This is a genomic window from Curtobacterium poinsettiae, assembly GCF_047226435.1.
Classification (GTDB): domain Bacteria; phylum Actinomycetota; class Actinomycetes; order Actinomycetales; family Microbacteriaceae; genus Curtobacterium; species Curtobacterium poinsettiae.
Map to the genome: position 1 here is coordinate 880,129 of NZ_CP178434.1, position 18,256 is coordinate 898,384.

The 18,256-nt window shown below is 70.2% G+C and carries 15 protein-coding genes; 8 read left to right on the forward strand and 7 right to left on the reverse strand.

Annotated elements, in window-relative coordinates:
* Positions 1-186 precede the first annotated feature (186 nt).
* The 3 genes from ACL00U_RS04200 to ACL00U_RS04210 are packed head-to-tail and all read right to left on the reverse strand — an operon-like array spanning position 187 to position 4,246.
* Entirely contained in the window at positions 187-2,331 is a 2,145-nt protein-coding gene (locus ACL00U_RS04200) for an ABC transporter ATP-binding protein (RefSeq protein ID WP_017887072.1), read from the reverse strand.
* A complete protein-coding gene (locus tag ACL00U_RS04205) occupies positions 2,324-3,262 on the reverse strand; it encodes an ABC transporter permease (protein WP_017887071.1) in 939 nt (312 codons plus the stop codon). The genes ACL00U_RS04200 and ACL00U_RS04205 overlap by 8 nt, the downstream gene beginning before the upstream one ends.
* A 3-nt stretch (positions 3,263-3,265) precedes the next feature.
* Positions 3,266-4,246, reverse strand: a complete 981-nt coding sequence (locus tag ACL00U_RS04210; RefSeq protein ID WP_017887070.1) for an ABC transporter permease — start codon at positions 4,244-4,246, stop codon at positions 3,266-3,268.
* A 255-nt stretch (positions 4,247-4,501) separates the two neighbouring features.
* Between ACL00U_RS04210 and ACL00U_RS04215 the strand changes: the two genes are divergently transcribed.
* On the forward strand, positions 4,502-6,220 hold the full coding sequence (locus ACL00U_RS04215) for an ABC transporter family substrate-binding protein (protein WP_017887069.1): 1,719 nt from the start codon (positions 4,502-4,504) through the stop codon (positions 6,218-6,220).
* An 85-nt stretch (positions 6,221-6,305) separates the two neighbouring features.
* Here ACL00U_RS04215 and ACL00U_RS04220 read toward each other — a convergent pair whose 3' ends face one another.
* The 3 genes from ACL00U_RS04220 to ACL00U_RS04230 all read right to left on the reverse strand — a co-directional run bounded on the left by ACL00U_RS04220 (position 6,306) and on the right by ACL00U_RS04230 (position 8,424).
* The gene (locus tag ACL00U_RS04220) at positions 6,306-6,857 is read right to left on the reverse strand and encodes a PH domain-containing protein (protein WP_042539359.1); all 552 of its coding nucleotides are present in this window, start codon (positions 6,855-6,857) and stop codon (positions 6,306-6,308) included.
* Positions 6,858-7,049: 192 nt separating this feature from the next.
* A complete protein-coding gene (locus ACL00U_RS04225) occupies positions 7,050-7,529 on the reverse strand; it encodes a peroxiredoxin (RefSeq protein WP_017887066.1) in 480 nt (159 codons plus the stop codon).
* Positions 7,530-7,674: 145 nt separating this feature from the next.
* Positions 7,675-8,424, reverse strand: a complete 750-nt coding sequence (locus ACL00U_RS04230) for a CPBP family intramembrane glutamic endopeptidase (RefSeq protein ID WP_017887065.1) — start codon at positions 8,422-8,424, stop codon at positions 7,675-7,677.
* Positions 8,425-8,545: 121 nt separating this feature from the next.
* Between ACL00U_RS04230 and typA the strand changes: the two genes are divergently transcribed.
* From typA to ACL00U_RS04265, 7 genes are all read left to right on the forward strand, one after another.
* Positions 8,546-10,468, forward strand: a complete 1,923-nt coding sequence (gene typA / locus ACL00U_RS04235) for a translational GTPase TypA (RefSeq protein WP_017887064.1) — start codon at positions 8,546-8,548, stop codon at positions 10,466-10,468.
* Between the two features lie 100 nt (positions 10,469-10,568).
* Positions 10,569-11,762 (forward strand): amidohydrolase, encoded by a 1,194-nt coding sequence (locus ACL00U_RS04240; RefSeq protein WP_031259685.1) that lies wholly within the window; start codon positions 10,569-10,571, stop codon positions 11,760-11,762.
* A 117-nt stretch (positions 11,763-11,879) separates the two neighbouring features.
* Positions 11,880-12,428: a hypothetical protein gene (locus tag ACL00U_RS04245; protein WP_071251921.1), complete on the forward strand. Its 549-nt coding sequence runs from the start codon at positions 11,880-11,882 to the stop codon at positions 12,426-12,428.
* A 19-nt stretch (positions 12,429-12,447) separates the two neighbouring features.
* The gene (locus ACL00U_RS04250) at positions 12,448-13,632 is read left to right on the forward strand and encodes a PIG-L family deacetylase (RefSeq protein WP_259575766.1); all 1,185 of its coding nucleotides are present in this window, start codon (positions 12,448-12,450) and stop codon (positions 13,630-13,632) included.
* Positions 13,633-13,667: 35 nt separating this feature from the next.
* Entirely contained in the window at positions 13,668-13,985 is a 318-nt protein-coding gene (gene fdxA / locus ACL00U_RS04255) for a ferredoxin (protein WP_017887060.1), read from the forward strand.
* Positions 13,986-13,996: 11 nt separating this feature from the next.
* Positions 13,997-15,115, forward strand: coding sequence for a succinyldiaminopimelate transaminase (dapC, locus tag ACL00U_RS04260; protein WP_412873862.1), 1,119 nt, complete (start codon positions 13,997-13,999; stop codon positions 15,113-15,115).
* A gap of 164 nt (positions 15,116-15,279) precedes the next feature.
* Positions 15,280-16,578 (forward strand): citrate synthase, encoded by a 1,299-nt coding sequence (locus ACL00U_RS04265; protein ID WP_412874061.1) that lies wholly within the window; start codon positions 15,280-15,282, stop codon positions 16,576-16,578.
* 682 nt (positions 16,579-17,260) lie between these two features.
* On the opposite strand, the gene dapD is transcribed toward ACL00U_RS04265, so the two are convergent.
* Positions 17,261-18,226 carry a 2,3,4,5-tetrahydropyridine-2,6-dicarboxylate N-succinyltransferase gene (gene dapD / locus ACL00U_RS04270; protein ID WP_412873863.1) on the reverse strand — a complete coding sequence of 322 codons (966 nt, stop codon included), beginning with the start codon at positions 18,224-18,226 and terminating at the stop codon, positions 17,261-17,263.
* Between the last annotated feature and the right edge of the window lie 30 nt (positions 18,227-18,256).

Here is an 18,256-nt window from a genome sequence, read left to right on the forward strand (position 1 = left end):
GCCCACCTCCCGTCACGGCCGTCGCCCCGCTGGCGCGGTGCGCCGGTACCGGCGGGATGGGCCCACCTCCCGTCCGTCTGCTGGTCACGACCGCTGCCGCGCTTGGTGAGCAGAAATGGTCGGGTCCGCGGGTGGGACCCGACCATTCCTGCTCACCATGCGGAGCGGTGAACGTGACCGTCGTCGTCAGACGACCGCGCCGACCCGCTCGGTGAGCAGGTGCTCCTGGTCGGTCTGGATGCAGGCGACGCCACGGCCGTGCACGGGCTCGAGGCCCGGGTCGATGGTGCGGCACTGCTCCTGCCGGCCCTCGTCGAGGAGCTGGTAGAGCGGGCAGCGCGTGCGGAACCGGCAGCCGTCGATGCGCTCCGTGGGGGAGGGCAGGTCGCCCTCGAGCAGGATGCGCCCGCGGGCGGCCTCGGCCATCGGGTCCGGCACCGGGACAGCCGACAGCAGGGCCCGCGTGTACGGGTGCTGCGGGTCCGAGAAGACCGCGTCCCCGTCGCCGTACTCGACGATGCGGCCGAGGTACATGACGGCGACGTCGTCGGCGATGTGCCGGACGACGGACAGGTCGTGCGCCACGAACAGGTAGGACAGGCCGAGACGGTGCTTGAGGTCCTCGAGCAGGTTGATCACACCTGCCTGCACCGAGACGTCGAGTGCGGACACCGGCTCGTCGAGCACCAGGATCTTCGGCTCCACGATCAGCGCGCGGGCGATGCCGATGCGCTGCCGCTGGCCACCCGAGAACTCGTGCGGGTACCGGTCGATGTAGGTCGGCTCGAGGCCGACCAGCTCGAGCACCTCGCGCACGCGCCGACGGATCTCGTCCTTCGCGACGCCGTGCACCGTGAGGGGTTCGCCGATCACCGAACCGATGTCGAGGCGCGGGTCGATCGACGCCATCGGGTCCTGGAAGACCACCTGGATGTCGCGGCGCAGGGCCAGACGGTCCTTCTTGGAGAGCGAGGCGGTGTCGACGCCGTTCACCCGGATGGTGCCGTGCTGGGCGCCGGCGAGTTCGAGGATCTCCATGATCGTCGTCGTCTTGCCGCAGCCGGACTCGCCGACCAGGCCGAGCACCTGCCCGCGCTTGAGCGTCAGGGAGATGCCGTCCACCGCGTGCACCTCGCCGATCTGCCGGCGGAACAGTGCGCCCTTGGTGAGCGGGAACGTCTTGACCACGTCGTCCAGTTCGAGCACGACGTCGTCGCCGTGGTCGACGCTGGCCTCGGGGACGTCCTCGGGGCGGGGGAAGATCTCCGAGCGCTCGAGGGTGCCCGCGGCGATCTCGTCGCGGCGGATGCACGCGGCGGTGTGCTCGTCGAGCAGGGTGCCGTTGCCGATCGTCTGCACGGCGCCGGTCATGACCGGGTTGTCGGCGCTCTGCGGCACCGTCGTCGCGACGAGGGCGGGTTCGCCGTCGCGGCAGGCGTCGAGGACGGCCGGGCAGCGGTCGGCGAACGGGCAGCCCGTCGGCTTCTGCGTCAGCAGGGGCGGGCGGCCGTCGAGCGGGACGAGCCGCTCGGTGCGGGCGGAGGTCATGTTCGGCATCGAGCGGAGCAGCCCGATCGTGTACGGCATCACCGGCTCGCGGAACAGCGGCAGGACCGGTGCCGTCTCGACGATCCGGCCGGCGTACATCACGGCGACGCGGTCGGCGTTGCCGGCGACGACGCCCAGGTCGTGCGTGATGAGCACGACGGCCGCACCGGTCATGTCCTTCGCGGTCTGCAGCACGTCGAGGATCTGCGCCTGGATCGTCACGTCGAGGGCGGTGGTCGGCTCGTCGGCGATGATCAGCTTCGGGTCGTTCGCGATGGCGATCGCGATCATCGCGCGCTGCCGCATGCCGCCGGAGAACTCGTGCGGGAACGCGTCGAGCCGTCGCGCCGGGTTCGGGATGCCGACGATGCGCAGCAGTTCCTCGGCGCGGGTGCGCGCGGCGTGTGCGGTCAGCGACCGGTCGTGCAGGCGCAGGCCCTCGACGATCTGCTGCCCGATCGTGTACACCGGCGTCAGGGCGGACAGCGGGTCCTGGAACACCATCGCGATGTCACGACCGCGCAGCGCCGACATCTCACGGTCGTTCTTGCCGACGAGCTCCTGCCCGTCGAAGCGGATGCTGCCCTGCACCTGGGCGGACGATGGCAGCAGGCCCATCACGGCCATCGAGGACACCGACTTGCCGGACCCCGATTCACCGACGATCCCGAGGAACTCGCCGGGGGCGACCGAGTAGTCGACACCCCGGACCGCGTAGACGGGCTTGGTCTTCGGGTTGAACGTGACCGACAGGTCGGACACGGTGAGCAGCGGCTCAGTCACGGTTGGCTCCGGAGGTGGGGTCGATGGCGTCGCGCAGGGCGTCGCCGAGCAGGCTGGTCGAGAGCACGGTCGCGACGAGGGTCGCTGCGGGCAGGACGAAGAGCCACGGGCGGGTGACGGCCGACTGGCTGCCGGCGGCGAGCAGAGTGCCGAGCGAGACGTCGGGGATCTGGATGCCGAAGCCGAAGTAGCTGAGGGCGCTCTCGGAGAGGATCATCGCCCCGACACCCAGCGTCGCGTCGATGATGAGCAGCGATGCCACGTTGGGCAGGATGTGCCGTCGGATGATGGTGAACGAGGGCACACCCATGAACCGGGCGGCCTTGACGTAGTCGCGCTCGCGCAGGGACATCGTCTGCCCCCGGATCACCCGGGCCATGATCATCCAGCCGAAGATCGCCAGCCCCACGATGAGTGCGAGCCAGCTGAGGTTCTTGAACAGCGGGCTGAGGAGCACGAGCGCGTAGAACGACGGGATCACCAGGAGCAGGTCGATGCCCCAGACGAGCGCACGGTCGACGAACCCACCGAAGTACCCGGCGACCGCGCCGACGATGCCGGCGATGAGGGTCGCGGCCGGTCCGGCGATGAGTCCGATGAGCAGCGACTTCTGCAGGCCGACCAGGGTCTGCGCGTAGATGTCCTGGCCGATGTCGTTCGTGCCGAACCAGTGCGCGGCGCTCGGCGGCATGCCGAACGCGAGCCCGTCGGAGTCGGAGGCGTTCCAGTGGTACAGGTGCGGGCCGACGAACGCCCAGAGGATGATGAGCAGCAGCGCACCGCCGCCGATGCGCGCGCGCCAGGTGCCGAACACCTTGCGCCAGAGCGGGGTGCGGCCGCCCTTCACCTCGATGACGTGCGCCGGCGTCCCGGCGTTGCCGTCGCCGGGGTCACCGGCGGTGGTCGTGGTCGTGGGGTCGAGAACAGACACGGGTCACACCCTCACTCGCGGGTCGAGCGCGGCGTACAGCAGGTCCGCGAGGGTCCCTGCGATGAGCACGAGGATCGCCGTGAAGAGGATCGTGCCCGCTGCCGCGTTGATGTCGTTGTTCGTGATGCTCTGGATGAAGTACTCACCCATGCCGTGCCAGCTGAAGACCAGCTCGGTGATGCTCGCACCCGTCAGGATCAACCCGAACGAGTAGGCGAAGAAGGTCGACATCGGGATGAGGGCGACCCGCACGCCGTGGCGCATGATCGCCGATCCGCGCGTGCGGCCCTTCGACCGGGCGGTCCGGATGAAGTCGTTCGACAGGACGTCGAGCATCGCGGAGCGCTGGTAGCGCGAGTACGACGCGACGGCGCCGACCGTCAGCGAGATCGTGGGTAACAACAGGTGCACGAGTCGGTCGCCGAGCACCGGGAAGAACCCGCTCACCCCCGGCGTGTACTCACCGGTGAAGCTGATCACCTGTGCGCCGACGCCCTGGTTGAGGGAGGTCGCCAGGATCATCAGCACGACCGCGATCACGAACGGCGGGGTCGCGAGCACCGTGAACGACGCGTAGGTCGAGACCTGGTCGGACACCTTGTACTGCCGGACCGCGTTCCAGACGCCGAGCAGCACGCCGAAGAGCGCACCGAGCAGCGTGCCGATCACGAGCAGCCGCAGGCTCGTCCCGGACCGGGCGATGATGTCGGCCGTCACCTCGGTGCCGCGCGAACTCATGCCGAGCGACCCGTGCGTGACCAGGCCGACCCACCAGTCCCAGGTGCGGACGAGGATGGGGGTGTTCGGATCGGCGCCGAGCTTGCGGAGCGACGCGTCGATGGTGCCCTGCGGCACGGCCGGGTTGCGCCCGAGGAACCGGGCGGCCGGGTTGAGCGTCGTGCTGGCGAGGATGTACCCGAGCGTGGTCGCCACGATCGTCAGGACGATGTAGTTGACGATCCGCTTTGCGATGAAGGCGAGCATGTGGTTGGTGACCTCTGGGTGCGGCCGTCCGTCCGGACGGCGTTGTCGGTGGCGACAGGCTAGCCGGTCCGGACGGCGGGGTGGGACAACGGAAGTGACGTTATGCAACATTCGTTACGAGCGTGTTTCGATTCCTCGCAGAGACCCTTGTGCAGCCTTCGGATGTGGCTAGGGTTCTCAACCAACAGACGCGACGGCGGGGCCGCCGCGGTCCAGCGCGAACTGCGCGAACCACAACGAAAGGGAATCCTCGCCATGCGAAAGAGGATCAAGGGCATCGCGGTCCTGGCCACCGCTGCGGCAGCTGCCGTCGTGCTGGCGGGCTGCTCCGGCGGCGGAGAAGCGGGCGGCGACAACTCCGCGGTCGCCGAGTCGTCGCTGAAGTCGACCGGCTGGACCGTCGCGGACCGCGCCGACGTCAAGGACGGCGGGTCGATCACCCTGCCGATCGACACAGCTCCGGCGAACTGGCAGCTGGCCAACCTTGACTCGGGGACGGTCGACGACACGACGATCTCGCAGACCTACCTGCCGGGGTTCATCCAGTTCAAGGAGAACGGCGAGTGGGAGGCGAACAAGGACTACGCGACCTCCGTCGAGCTGACCAAGGACTCGCCCCAGACCGTCGAGATCAAGATCAACCCGAAGGCCGTGTGGTCGGACGGCACCCCGATCAGCGCGAAGGACGTCATCGCGAACTGGAAGGCGCTGAACGGCACGAACAAGGCCTTCGCGCCCCTCGCCACCAACGTGTGGGAGGACGTGGACTCGGTCAAGCAGGGCTCCGACGAGCGTGACGTCATCATGACGTTCTCGAAGACCAACGCCGACTGGGCGAGCGTCCTCGGCGCGATCTACCCGTACTGGGCCGTCGACACCCCGGACCACTTCAACAAGGCCTGGGCCAAGGGTCCGTACGCCGCCGACGGCAAGACCTACGTCTCCGGTGGTCCGTACATCCTGAAGTCCTTCGACGCCAACGGTGGCGTCGTGACCTTCGAGAAGAACTCCAAGTGGTGGGGCGACCCGGGCAAGCTCGACACGATCGTCTTCAAGACGGTCTCGCGTGACGGCGTCGCCCAGGCGTACGGCAACAAGGAGCTCGACGCGTTCAACCTGAACGGCAGCGCCGACAACCTCAAGACGGCGAACTCGCGGTCCGACTCGAAGATCGAGCGCTCGCTCGGCACCACGCAGCGTCAGATCACGCTGAACGGCACCTCGGACGTCTTCAAGGACCAGGACGTGCGCCAGGCGTTCGCACAGGCCATCAACCGCAAGGTCGTCGCCCAGGCGATCCTGTCGCCGGTGAAGAGCCCGGGCGACGTGCTCAACAACCTCGTCTACCTGCCCGGTCAGCAGGGCTACGAGGACGACGCGTCGAGCGTCTACGGCTACAGCACGGACAAGGCGAAGTCGAAGCTCGAGGACGCCGGCTGGAAGATCGGTTCGGACGGATACGCGACCAAGGGCGGCAAGGAACTCGACGTCCGCTTCGTGATCCCCTCGGACAACCCGAACTCGGCGAACGTCGCGCAGCTCGTGCAGCAGCAGACGAAGCTCGCCGGCTTCAAGGTCACCATCGACACCGTCCCGACCGACGACTTCTTCACGAAGTACGTCACCACGTCGACGCGTGACTTCGACGCCACGTACTTCGCGTGGCAGGGCACCCCGTTCCCGATCTCGTCGCTGAAGTCGATCTACTACCCCGCCGACGCCGGCCAGAACTACAGCGGCGTGACGGACGACTCGCTCGGCGCCGCCTGGGACAAGGCGAACGGCGAACTCGACGCGGATGCCCGCATCAAGGACGCGCAGGCCATCGGCAAGAAGATCGTCGCGGTCGCCGGCACCATCCCGCTGTTCGCCGAGCCGTACGCCTGGGGCGTTCGCAAGGACCTGGTGAACTACGGTCCGGCGCAGTTCCAGCAGTCGTCGGTCAAGTGGCAGGACGTCGGCTACAAGAAGTAGCCACACCGCACGAGAACGACACCGCACACGAACGACACCCCCGACGTCGCACGACGCCGGGGGTGTCGTTCTGCGTCCGGGCGAGTCAGAACTGTGCCGCCGCGAGCGACGCGGCGAACCCGAGGACCACGAGCGCCAGGATCGTCCAGCCGTGGGTGCGGTGCGTGATCGGCGCAGCCGTCACGGACGACGGGGGCGGGCCGTCCTGCGTCACCGGAGCGGGCACGTGGGTCAGCATCAGCGCGGCCGCAGCGTCGACGTCCAGGCGATCCGGGCCTCCTGGCCGGTCACCGGTGTGCGCGGCGAGACGCGCCGTCGGGCGGGTCGCGATCCAGACGCGGCGAACGCCCTCGCTGGTGACCACCTCGATGCCGTACTTCGTGCGCACCTCGCTGACGCGCGACCAGGTGTAGGTGCTGGTGCGCCGGACGTCGACGATGCGCAGGTGCTCGGGCGTCAGCTCGAACCGCGGCCGCCACAGCACCGCCCACGCGACGAAGGCGACGGCGATGCTCGGGATCGGCACGAGCCACGGGGTTCCGCCGCCGATCAGGGCCAGCGGGACGAGCACGACGGCCACGACCCAGAGGACGAGGGCGAGGGCGCGCAGGCCCGGGGCGACGATGGTGGTGTGCACCGGACGAGGGTACGAGATGCCTCCCCGGAGACGCCCGGGGAGCGGGTGTGACACACCGGCGCGTATCTCCGGACGACCCGATTCCCCGGGGAGGCAGATCCTTGACGGACCCTCGTGCCGTCCATGGTCGTCGCCCCCGGTTGGGGTGTCAACACCCCGTTTCGACGAGTTCAGCGGACTCCCACGCCGGGGCTACGAGACGAGCAGTTCGATCTGTTGGCGGATCGTCTCGGCCTTCGGGAACCGCAGGCCGACCAGGCCGATGTGGCGCCATCGGAGCACGCCGTCGGGGCCGATCACGAACACGGATCGTCGCAGGCCGATCCCCGGTGCCTGGACGCCGTAGGCGCGGATGACCGAGCCCGCGGTGTCGCTGAGCAGGGGGAACGCGAGCGAGGAGCCGCGGGCGAACTCCTCGTGCGAGTCGAGCGCCTGGGGGCTGATGCCCCACACCGTGGCACCGAGGTCGGTGAACTCGTCGAGTTCGGCCTGGTAGCTGCAGAGCTGGGCCGTGCAGACCGCCGTCGCGTCGCCCGGGTAGAAGGCCAGCACGACCGTCCGGCCGATCTCGGCGGACAGGTCGTACTCGTCGTCGGAGCGGACGCCACGGCGCACGACCATCCCCGGCAGGGTGAACGACGGTGCGGACTCGCCGATCGCGGGGATGCTCATGCGCTCACCGTAGGGCTGCGGTTCGGCCCTCGGACCTCGGCGCGCTGTGCTGGGGCTGTGGATGCGCCCGGTGGCGCGCTGAACGGCCGACGGGACAGCGAGCCGGCGGCCCCGCGACGCGGCGTTCCGCCAGCGGCCCCGCGGCCTACGCGAACAACTGCGGGAACGCGTGCGCCACCCAGGGGTACCCGACGAAGACCACCGCGTCGAGCAGGGCGTGCGTGATCACGAGCGGCAGCAGCCGACCCCACTTCGTGTAGATCCAGCCGAACACGACGCCCATCACCGCGTTGCCGATGAACGCCCCGAAGCCCTGGTACAGGTGGTAGCTGCCACGCAGCAGTGCGGTCGACAGGATCATCTGCCAGCGGCCCCACCCGAGGTCCCCGAGCCGGGCGTAGAGGTACCCGATAACGATCACCTCCTCCTGCAGCCCCGAGCGGATCGCTGACAGCAGCAGGACCGGGATCGTCCACCAGTACGAGTTCAGTGCGGCGGGGTCGACGGCGACCGTGATGCCGAGCGCACGTCCGGCGAAGTACAGCGCGAGCCCCGGGATCCCGATGCAGAGCGCGATCAGGGCCGGGCCGCCCAGGTCCGGCTTCGCCCGGAACCGGTCGATGCCGAGCCGGCCGAGGTGCGGTCGCGAGGTGCTCCACAGCAGGTAGCAGACGAGTGCCACCGGGGCCAGGTCCACCGCGATGCCCAGGAGCTGCCGGGCGAGGTCGACGTACTGCACCGTCGTCGACGAGGTGTTCAGGGCCGTCGACTGCTCGCCGAGCGGCGTCGTCTGCGACAGGTCGTCGATGATCTGCAGGATCGAGTACAGGGCGCTGGCGCCGAGCGAGAGCAGCAGGACGATGGTGATCTCGACCCACGTTCGCCGACGGCTCATCGTCAGTACTCCTGTCTGTTGCGAACTACCGGTAGACTGGCGTGTCGGGCGTTCTGCCCGCGGGTGCGGTGCTGTGAAGACACTGGCCCGACACTCTCCCAGAAATTGAAGGATGTCCTGTATGGCGCTCGCCACCCGGTCCGACCTGCGCAACGTCGCCATCGTGGCACACGTCGACCACGGCAAGACCACCCTCGTCGACGCGATGCTCACGCAGACCAACTCGTTCGACGCCCACTTCGAGGGCGAAGACCGCATGATGGACTCGAACGACCTCGAGCGCGAGAAGGGCATCACGATCCTCGCGAAGAACACGTCGGTGCTCTACAACGGCAAGCACGCGACCGAGTTCGGCTCGGACGGCCCCATCACCATCAACGTGATCGACACCCCGGGTCACGCCGACTTCGGCGGCGAGGTCGAGCGCGGTCTGTCCATGGTCGACGGTGTCGTCCTGCTGGTCGACGCGTCCGAGGGCCCGCTGCCCCAGACCCGCTTCGTGCTCCGCAAGGCGCTCGCCGCGAAGCTCCCGGTGATCCTGCTCGTCAACAAGACGGACCGCCCCGACTCCCGCATCGACGAGGTCGTCTCCGAGTCGCAGGACCTGCTGCTCGGCCTGGCCTCCGACCTGTCGGACGAGGTCGACGACCTCGACCTCGACGCGATCCTCGACGTCCCGGTGGTCTACGCCTCGGGCCGCAACGGTGCCGCGTCGCGCAACAAGCCGAACGACGGCGAGCTGCCCGACAACGACGACCTCGAGCCCCTGTTCGAGGCCATCCTGCAGCACGTCCCGGCGCCGAAGTACGACGACCAGCACCCGCTGCAGGCCCACGTCACCAACCTCGACGCGTCGCCGTTCCTCGGTCGTCTCGCGCTGCTGCGCATCTTCCACGGCACGATGAAGAAGGGCCAGACGGTCGCGTGGGTCAAGCACGACGGCACCGTCGTCAACGCCCGCATCACCGAGCTCCTCATCACCAAGGCGCTCGAGCGCTACCCGGCCGAGTCGGCCGGCCCCGGTGACATCGTCGCCGTCGCCGGGTTCGACACGATCACCATCGGTGAGACCCTGTCCGACCCCGAGGACGTCCGCCCGCTGCCGACCATCACGGTCGACGACCCGGCGATCTCGATGACGATCGGCACGAACACCAGCCCGCTCGTCGGCAAGGTCAAGGGCCACAAGCTGACCGCCCGCATGGTCAAGGAGCGCCTCGACCGCGAGCTCATCGGCAACGTCTCGCTCAAGGTCCTCGACATCGGTCGTCCGGACGCGTGGGAGGTCCAGGGTCGCGGCGAGCTCGCACTGGCCATCCTCGTCGAGCAGATGCGTCGTGAGGGCTTCGAGCTCACCGTCGGCAAGCCGCAGGTCGTCACCAAGCGTGACGAGAACGGCAAGCTGCAGGAGCCGTACGAGCACATGACGATCGACACGCCGGAGGAGTACCTCGGCGCGATCACGCAGCTCATGGCCGCTCGCAAGGGTCGCATGGAGAACATGACGAACCACGGCACCGGCTGGGTGCGCATGGAGTTCATCGTCCCGTCGCGTGGCCTGATCGGCTTCCGCACGTCGTTCCTGACCGAGACCCGCGGCACCGGCATCGCCAACGCGATCTCGCACGGCTACGACGAGTGGGCCGGCCCGATCCAGACCCGCATCAACGGCTCGATCGTGTCCGACCGTTCGGGTGTCGTCACGCCGTTCGCCATCACGAACCTCCAGGAGCGGATGACCTTCTTCGTCAACCCGACCGAAGAGGTCTACGAGGGCATGGTCATCGGCGAGAACTCGCGCGCCGACGACATGGACGTCAACATCACGAAGGAGAAGAAGCTCACGAACATGCGTTCGGCGAACGCCGACTCCTTCGAGTCGATGACGCCGTCGCGCCAGCTCTCGCTCGAGGAGTGCCTGGAGTTCGCGCGCGAGGACGAGTGCGTCGAGGTCACCCCGGCCGTCGTCCGCATCCGCAAGGTGGAGCTCGACGCGCAGGCCCGCCAGCGCTCGTACGCCCGCCTGAAGCGCCAGGACGCGTAAGCACCAGCACGAGCAACACCCCCGGAGGCCCGTCCTCCGTCCGACGGCCCGGTCACCTGCAACAGGTGGTCGGGCCGTTCGCGGTTGTACCGTGGTCAGCGTGACTCTCGACCTGCTCTCGATCTACCAGGACCTGCACGCCCACCCGGAGCTCGGCTTCCAGGAGCACCGCACCGCCGGTGTCATCGCCGCGAAGCTCGCCGAGATCGGGGGGATCGACGTGACGACGGGCGTCGGCGGCACCGGCGTCGTCGGTGTCGTCGCGAACGGCGAGGGCCCCGTGGTGTGGCTCCGCGCCGACATGGACGGCCTGCCGGTGCAGGAGCGCACCGGCCTGTCGTACGCCAGCGAGCACGTCGGCACCGACGACGAGGGCCGGGACGTCCCGACCATGCACGCCTGCGGCCACGACATCCACGTCACGTGGCTGCTCGGCACCCTCGAGCGCCTCGTCGCGACCACGGGGGACTGGCGCGGCACGGTCGTCGCCGTCTTCCAGCCTGCTGAAGAGGTCATCTCCGGCGCACGCGCGATGGTCGAGGACGGCCTGGTCGAGCGGTTCCCGAAGCCGGACGTCGTGCTCGGGCAGCACTCCGCGCCCGCACCGGTCGGCATCGTCGCCGTCGGCACCGGCCCGGTGATGGCGTCGAGCGACCGGCTGACGGTGACGTTCAACGGCCGCGGGGCGCACGGCTCGGCGCCGCAGGCCTCGCTCGACCCGGTCGTCACCGCGGCGTCGGCCGTCGTGCGGCTGCAGACCGTCGTCGCGCGCGAGGTCTCGCCGAGCGACGCGGGTGTCGTCACCGTCGGCAGCTTCCACGCCGGCACACGGGCGAACATCATCCCCGACGAGGCCGTGATCGAGATCTCGACCCGTGCCCGCAACGAGGAGACCCGCCAGCGCATCATCGCCTCGATCGAACGCATCGTCCGTGCCGAGAGCGCGGCCGGTGGGCTGTCCGAGCCGACGATCGTGCGGGCTCCGGGTGCCGAGGTCACCGTGAACGACGCCGAGGCCGCCGCCACCGTGCTCGACGCCATCCGTGCCGAGGTGCCGGGTGCTCGCGACCTGGAGATCGGGCTCGCCATGGCGTCGGAGGACGTCGGACAGCTGGCCACCGCCGCCGGCGCGCCGCTCGTGTACTGGTTCACGGGCATCACCGACCCGGAGCGCTTCCGCCGTGGCGAGGAGATCCCGAGCAACCACTCGCCGTTCTACGCGCCGCAGGCCGAGACGGCGATCCCGGTGGGTGTCGACGCCCTGGTGGCGGCGACGCGCGCCTACGTCGCCTGAACCGTCCGTCGGCACGGAGGCCCGGGGCGGCCCCGCCGCGCAGGTGACCGCCCCGGGGACGGCACGTTCACAGCCAACTCGCGCCGCGCCTCCCGGCTCGTCCGTTACGGTCACGCCATGCGTTCCCTCCGTACCCCGCTGATCGCCGCCGTCGCTGCCGGCATCGCCCTGGCCGGACTCACCGGCTGCTCGACCGAGGCCGTGCAGCAGGCCACCGACCTCGGGTCCTCCGTCGCGTCGAACGTGGCCGACGGGGTCGCCGGCATCGACGGCAAGGCGATCCAGGACGGCATGTCCTCGGTCGCCGGTGGCATCGACGGCGCGCTCGACACGGCGCTCAAGGGCGCCGACGTGACCTCCGACGGCAAGGTGCCGGACGGGTTCCCGTCGGCCGACGTCCCGCTCGTCGACGGCACGGTGCTGGGCGGGGGAGCCGGACCGAACGGCTCCGGGTGGGTCGCCCAGGTCCGGGCGGCCTCCGTCGACGACTTCCGGACGGCCGCGCAGCAGCTCACGGATGCCGGGTACACCGAGTCGGCGAAGCGCGCGGACTCGTCCAGCGCGTTCGGCATGTTCCGGAGCGACGGCTACCGTGTCGTGCTGACGTTCTCGGACGGCAAGGACAGCGGTGGCGTCACGGCGACCTACATCGTCACGCCCCGCTAGTCCCGTACCCTTGGGGACGATGTCCAAGGCCCCCTCCACGCGCCCGGAGCGCGTCCTGATCGTGCACGCCCACCCCGACGACGAGACGCTCTCGTCGGGTGGGACCATCGCCACCCTGCTCGAGCGCGGTGCCGAGGTGACCGTGCTCACCGCGACCCGGGGCGAGCGCGGCGAGATGCTCACGGAGCAGCTGGCTCCGCTCGCGGGCGACCCCGCGCGGGTGGCGCGGCACCGGGAGACCGAGATCGCCGCGGCCCTCGCCGCCCTCGGCGGGCCGCAGCACCTGTGGCTCGGTGGGCGCGGCGCGCGGCCGACCGACCTGCCCGAGCGTCGGTACGTCGACTCCGGCATGCAGTGGGGCCCGGACGGCCGGGCCACCGCTGCGGCCGACGCCCCGGCCGACTCGCTGACCGCGGCCGACCTGGGCGAGGTGGTCGACGACGTGCGCGCAGCCATCCGCTCCACCGGAGCCGACGCGGTGATCAGCTACGCCGACGACGGCGGCTACGGACACCCCGACCACGTGCGGATGCACCACGCGGCGCAGTACGCGGCCCGTGCCGAAGAGGTCCCGTTCTCGATGATCGTCGACCCCGACAGCGGGCAGGCCGACGTCACCGTCGACGTCCTGCCGGTCCGGGCCAAGGTGCGGGCGGCCGTCGAGCAGTACCGCTCCCAGGTCGCCGTCGACCCCGTCGACCCCGCCGACCCGGCCGCGCTGTCGTGGGTGATGCCGCACGGTGTCCGACAACACGCCCCTGCGGTGGAGGCGTTCCGGCACGACGCGGCCCCGCAGCCGGCGGCGCCGCAGACCTACGGCGAGATGTCCGGTCAGGGCAAGGCCGCGGCGGCCGTGGTGTCGCTGCTGGTCGGGCTGCTCGCCGGCGGCCTCGGCACGGTGACGCACCAGCAGACGCTCGGCGCGTTCCCGGTCGGACTCGTCGTCACCACCCTCATCGTGCTCGGCCTGACCGTGGGCGTGCGGCTCGTCTACCGCTCGCGGACGATGGTCGCCGCGATCGGCATCGGCATCCTCGTCGCGACGCAGGTGCTCGTGTCGGTCGGTGGCGAGAGCTCGCCGCTCGTCCTCGCCAACGCGGCCGGGTACGTGTGGACCTTCGCCCCCGCGGCCATCACCGCCCTCGTCCTCGCGTGGCCGGACCTGTCGGGGCTGCGGTCCCGGACGGCCCCGGGCCACGAGTAGACTCGAACCCGCTCGTCGAAGGGAGCACCCGAACCGTGACCTACGTGATCGCCCAGCCGTGTGTCGACGTCAAGGACCGCGCCTGCATCGACGAATGCCCGGTCGACTGCATCTACGAGGGCGACCGCTCGCTGTACATCCACCCCGACGAGTGCGTCGACTGCGGTGCCTGTGAGCCGGTCTGCCCCGTCGAGGCCATCTACTACGAGGACGACCTGCCCGACCAGTGGGCCGACTACTACAAGGCCAACGTCGAGTTCTTCGACGAGGTCGGGTCGCCCGGTGGCGCTGCGAAGGTCGGCGTGATCCACAAGGACCACCCCGTCGTCGCTGCCGAGCCCGTCCGCGGCTGACCGGACCCCTCGTGGCGCTCGACCTCCCCGAATTCCCCTGGGACCAGCTCGTCCCGTTCAAGCAGCGCGCCGCGGCGTACGAGGGCGGGATCGTCGACCTCAGCGTCGGCTCGCCCGTCGACCCCACGCCCGAGGTCGTCCGCACCGCCCTGGCCACCGCCACCGACGCGCACGCCTACCCGCAGGTGGCCGGCACCCCGGCGCTCCGGCAGGCCATCGCCGACTGGTACGGCCGGCGGCACGGTGTCGCCCTGACCGAGGCGAACGCGCTGCCGACGATCGGCTCCAAGGAGTTCATCGCGGGCCTGGCGCTCTGGCTCGGCATCGGCCCCGGCGACACCGTGGTGTTCCCGGCAGCGGCGTACCCGACGTACGAGCTCGGCGCCGCACTGGTCCGGGCCCACGCCCTCGCCTCGGACGACCCCGCCGAGTGGCCGTCCACCACGAAGCTCGTCTGGCTGAACTCCCCGGGCAACCCGGACGGCCGCGTGCTCACCATCGACCAGCTTCGTGCCGCCGTGGTGCGCGCCCGCGAGCTCGGGGCCGTCATCGTCGGCGACGAGTGCTACGCCGAGCTCGGCTGGGACCCGGAGTACGCCACCACCCCGACCCCCACGATCCTCGACCCCCGGGTCGTCGGCGACTCGCTCGACGGCGTGCTCAGCGTGTACTCGCTGTCGAAGCAGTCGAACCTCGCCGGCTACCGTGCGGCCTTCGTCGCCGGTGACGCCGCGGTCCTGGCGGACGTGCTGGCCGTCCGCAAGCACGCCGGGCTGATGCCACCGTTGCCCGTGCAGCAGGCGATGGTCGTCGCGCTGCAGGACGAGACCCACGTGCAGCAGCAGAAGGCCCGCTACCGTGCCCGTCGGAACATGCTCCGGCAGGCACTCGAGGGAGCGGGCTTCCGCATCGACCGCAGCGAAGCCGGGCTCTACCTCTGGGCGACCCGCGGCGAGCCAGCGCTCGACACCGTCGCCTGGCTCGCCGACCGCGGGATCCTCGTCGCACCGGGCACGTTCTACGGTGCAGCCGGGGGCGAACACGTCCGCGTGGCCCTGACGTCGACCGACGAACGGATCGCCGCAGCCTCCCAGCGACTGGCGAGCAGCCGGCGCCTCGGCGCCGCGTAGCACGGACACGAGCACTCCCGCCGGCGCCCGCAATCCCTGGGAACCACCAAATCGTCACCTGGGATGTGTGCACGACCGACAGGAGCCGCGATTAGGCTGTCCTCGTGACTGACACTGCCAATGACGCTCAGAAGACGGCCACACCGCCCACCACGCCCGTCCCCGTGAGCCCCGCCGCCGAACAGCAGGGCGCGATCGCGACGCTGACGTTCCCGGGTGGCACGGCGGAGTTCCCGATCCTGCAGAGCGTCGACGGCGCGTCCGCGATCGACATCTCGACCTTCAAGAAGCAGACCGGGATGAACACGCTCGACTACGGGTTCGTGAACACCGGTGCGACGAAGAGCGCGATCACCTACATCGACGGCGACCAGGGGATCCTGCGATACCGCGGGTACCCGATCGACCAGATCGCCGCGAACTGCACCTTCCTCGAGGTCGCGTGGCTCCTGATCTACGGCGAGCTGCCGACCCCCACCGAGCTCGAGCAGTTCGACGCCCGCATCCGTCGGCACACCCTGCTGCACGAGGACCTCCGTCGCCTGTTCGACGCCCTGCCGCACTCGGCGCACCCGATGTCGGTGCTGTCGAGCGCCGTGAGCGCCCTGTCCACGTACTACGAGGACGACATGGACGTCGACGACCCCGAGAAGGTCGAGCTGCAGACCGTCCGGCTCCTCGCCAAGCTCCCGGTCATCGCGGCCTACGCCCACAAGAAGGCCATCGGGCAGGCGTTCCTGTACCCGGACAACTCGCTGTCGTTCGTCGACAACTTCCTGCGGCTGAACTTCGGCACCATGGCCGAGACCTACAAGCCGAACCCGGTGCTCTCCAAGGCGCTGGAGCGGCTCCTCATCCTGCACGAGGACCACGAGCAGAACGCCTCGACCTCGACGGTGCGCATGGTGGGTTCGACGAAGGCGAACATGTTCGCCTCGATCTCGGCCGGCATCAACGCCCTGTACGGCCCGCTGCACGGCGGCGCGAACGAAGCCGTGCTCGAGATGCTCCAGCAGATCAAGGACTCGGGCGAGCCCGTCACGCGGTTCGTCGAGCGGGTGAAGAACAAGGAGCAGGGTGTCAAGCTCATGGGCTTCGGGCACCGCGTCTACAAGAACTACGACCCGCGCGCCAAGCTCGTCAAGGAGTCCGCGCACGAGGTCCTCGAGTCCCTCGGCGTGCAGGACGACCTGCTCGACATCGCGATGGAGCTCGAGCAGATCGCACTCGAGGACGAGTACTTCGTCAGCCGCAAGCTCTACCCGAACGTCGACTTCTACACCGGCATCATCTACAAGGCGATGGGCTTCCCACCGCGGATGTTCACCGTCCTGTTCGCGATCGGTCGTCTGCCGGGCTGGATCGCCCAGTGGCGCGAGCTGAACAACGACCCGCTCAACAAGATCGGTCGCCCGCAGCAGCTCTACGTGGGTGCGCCCGAGCGCGACGTCCCCGAGCGCTGACCGACTCCGAACGCCCCGCCCCACGGTTCCGTGGCGCGGGGCGTTCGTGTGTCTGCGCCCGCCGTCACATCGAGCGGGCGGAACACCCGGGTCGCGCGGCGGGCGCACGCCGGCATTCCGCCCGCTCGTCGCGTTGTGTCGTGTCGGGTCGAGCCGGGGGAGGGGCCGGAGGGTTGGCGGGGTGCGCTGCTGCGGATCGAACGGGCGGAATGCCACGGTGGAACCGACCGCGCACCGCGGCATTTCGCCCGCTCGCGGGGCGGGGGAGCGCTGGACGGGAGGGCATGGAGGCCCGGTGCCGGTCTCGTGGGCCGGCTCCGGGCCTCCTGTGCGTGCGTCGGTGGGTGGGCGACCGTGGGACGCGCCGCTCACCTGCGCCGGGTGGTCGCGAACGGTCGTCCGGCGGGCGTCGAAACGACGGTTCGTGCGCCCTCGGCGCACGCGGACGGCGTGTTGTGACCACTCGCGGGGCACTGGAGGCGACGACCTGGAGGCCCGGTGCCGGTCTCGTGGGCCGGCTCCGGGCCTCCAGGCGGGTGCGTCGGTGGGTGCGCGATCGTGGGACGCGCCGCTCACCTGCGCCGGGTGGTCGCGAACTGTCGTCTGGCGGGTGCCGGAGCGACGGTTCGTGCGCCCTCGGCACCCGCCGGCGACGTGTCGTGACCGCTCGCCGGGCAGGGCGCTACGCGTGCAGCGCGGTGTTCAGCTGGATGCCCTCGCCCTTGCGCTGCAGGGCTTCGACGGCGCCGCTGACGCTGTTGCGGCGGAACAGGATGTTCGGGGTGCCGGAGAGCTCGGCGGCCTTGACGGTCTTCGGGGTGCCGTCGGGGTTCGGGGCCGCACCGACGAGGACCACCTTCGTGCCGGCCGTCACGTAGAGGCCGGCCTCGACGACGGAGTCGTCACCGAGCGAGATGCCGAGGCCCGCGTTCGCGCCGAGGAGCGCACGTTCGCCGAGGGAGACACGGTGTGTGCCGCCGCCGGACAGGGTGCCCATGATCGAGGAGCCGCCGCCGACGTCGGTGCCGTGCCCGACGACGACGCCCTGCGAGACGCGGCCCTCGATCATGGCGTCACCGAGGGTGCCCGCGTTGAAGTTGACGAAGCCCTCGTGCATGACGGTCGTGCCCGGTGCCAGGTGTGCGCCGAGGCGGACGCGGCTCGCGTCGGCGATCCGGACGCGGTCCGGCACGACGTAGTCGAGCAGGCGCGGGAACTTGTCGATGCCGTGCACGGCGATGCCGGCGCGCTGCAGCGCGGGGCGCAGGCGCGTCAGCGACTCGGGGTGCACGGGGCCGGCGTTCGTCCACGCGACGATCGGCAGGTGGCCGAAGACGCCGTCCAGGGAGACCCCGTTCGGGCGGACGTGCAGGTGGCTCAGCAGGTGCAGGCGGAGGTACGCGTCCGGGGTGCTCGTCGGGCTCGCGTCGATCGTGATCTCGGTGGTGACGGCCTCGATCCGGACCTCGCGGCGGGGGTCGTCCCCGACGTGCGCCTGCAGCTCGGCGGGGAACACGGCGTCGGCGGGCAGGGCGCCGAGGTGGGTCTCCGGGTACCAGGTGTCGAGCGTCGTGCCGTCGGCGGCGATCGTCGCGAGGCCGTGGCCCCAGGCGTGGGTCGGGCGGTCGGAGGCAGTCGTGTCGGTCACGGCTCCAGGGTACCGAGCGGCCGTCCGAGG

Bases quoted from the DNA above. Each gene is read 5' to 3' on its own strand.
- ACL00U_RS04210 (WP_017887070.1), bottom strand. From the start codon at position 4,246: ATGCTCGCCTTCATCGCAAAGCGGATCGTCAACTACATCGTCCTGACG.
- ACL00U_RS04215 (WP_017887069.1), top strand. From the start codon at position 4,502: ATGCGAAAGAGGATCAAGGGCATCGCGGTCCTGGCCACCGCTGCGGCA.
- ACL00U_RS04225 (WP_017887066.1), bottom strand. From the start codon at position 7,529: ATGAGCATCCCCGCGATCGGCGAGTCCGCACCGTCGTTCACCCTGCCG.
- ACL00U_RS04230 (WP_017887065.1), bottom strand. From the start codon at position 8,424: ATGAGCCGTCGGCGAACGTGGGTCGAGATCACCATCGTCCTGCTGCTC.
- typA (WP_017887064.1), top strand. From the start codon at position 8,546: ATGGCGCTCGCCACCCGGTCCGACCTGCGCAACGTCGCCATCGTGGCA.
- ACL00U_RS04245 (WP_071251921.1), top strand. From the start codon at position 11,880: ATGCGTTCCCTCCGTACCCCGCTGATCGCCGCCGTCGCTGCCGGCATC.
- ACL00U_RS04250 (WP_259575766.1), top strand. From the start codon at position 12,448: ATGTCCAAGGCCCCCTCCACGCGCCCGGAGCGCGTCCTGATCGTGCAC.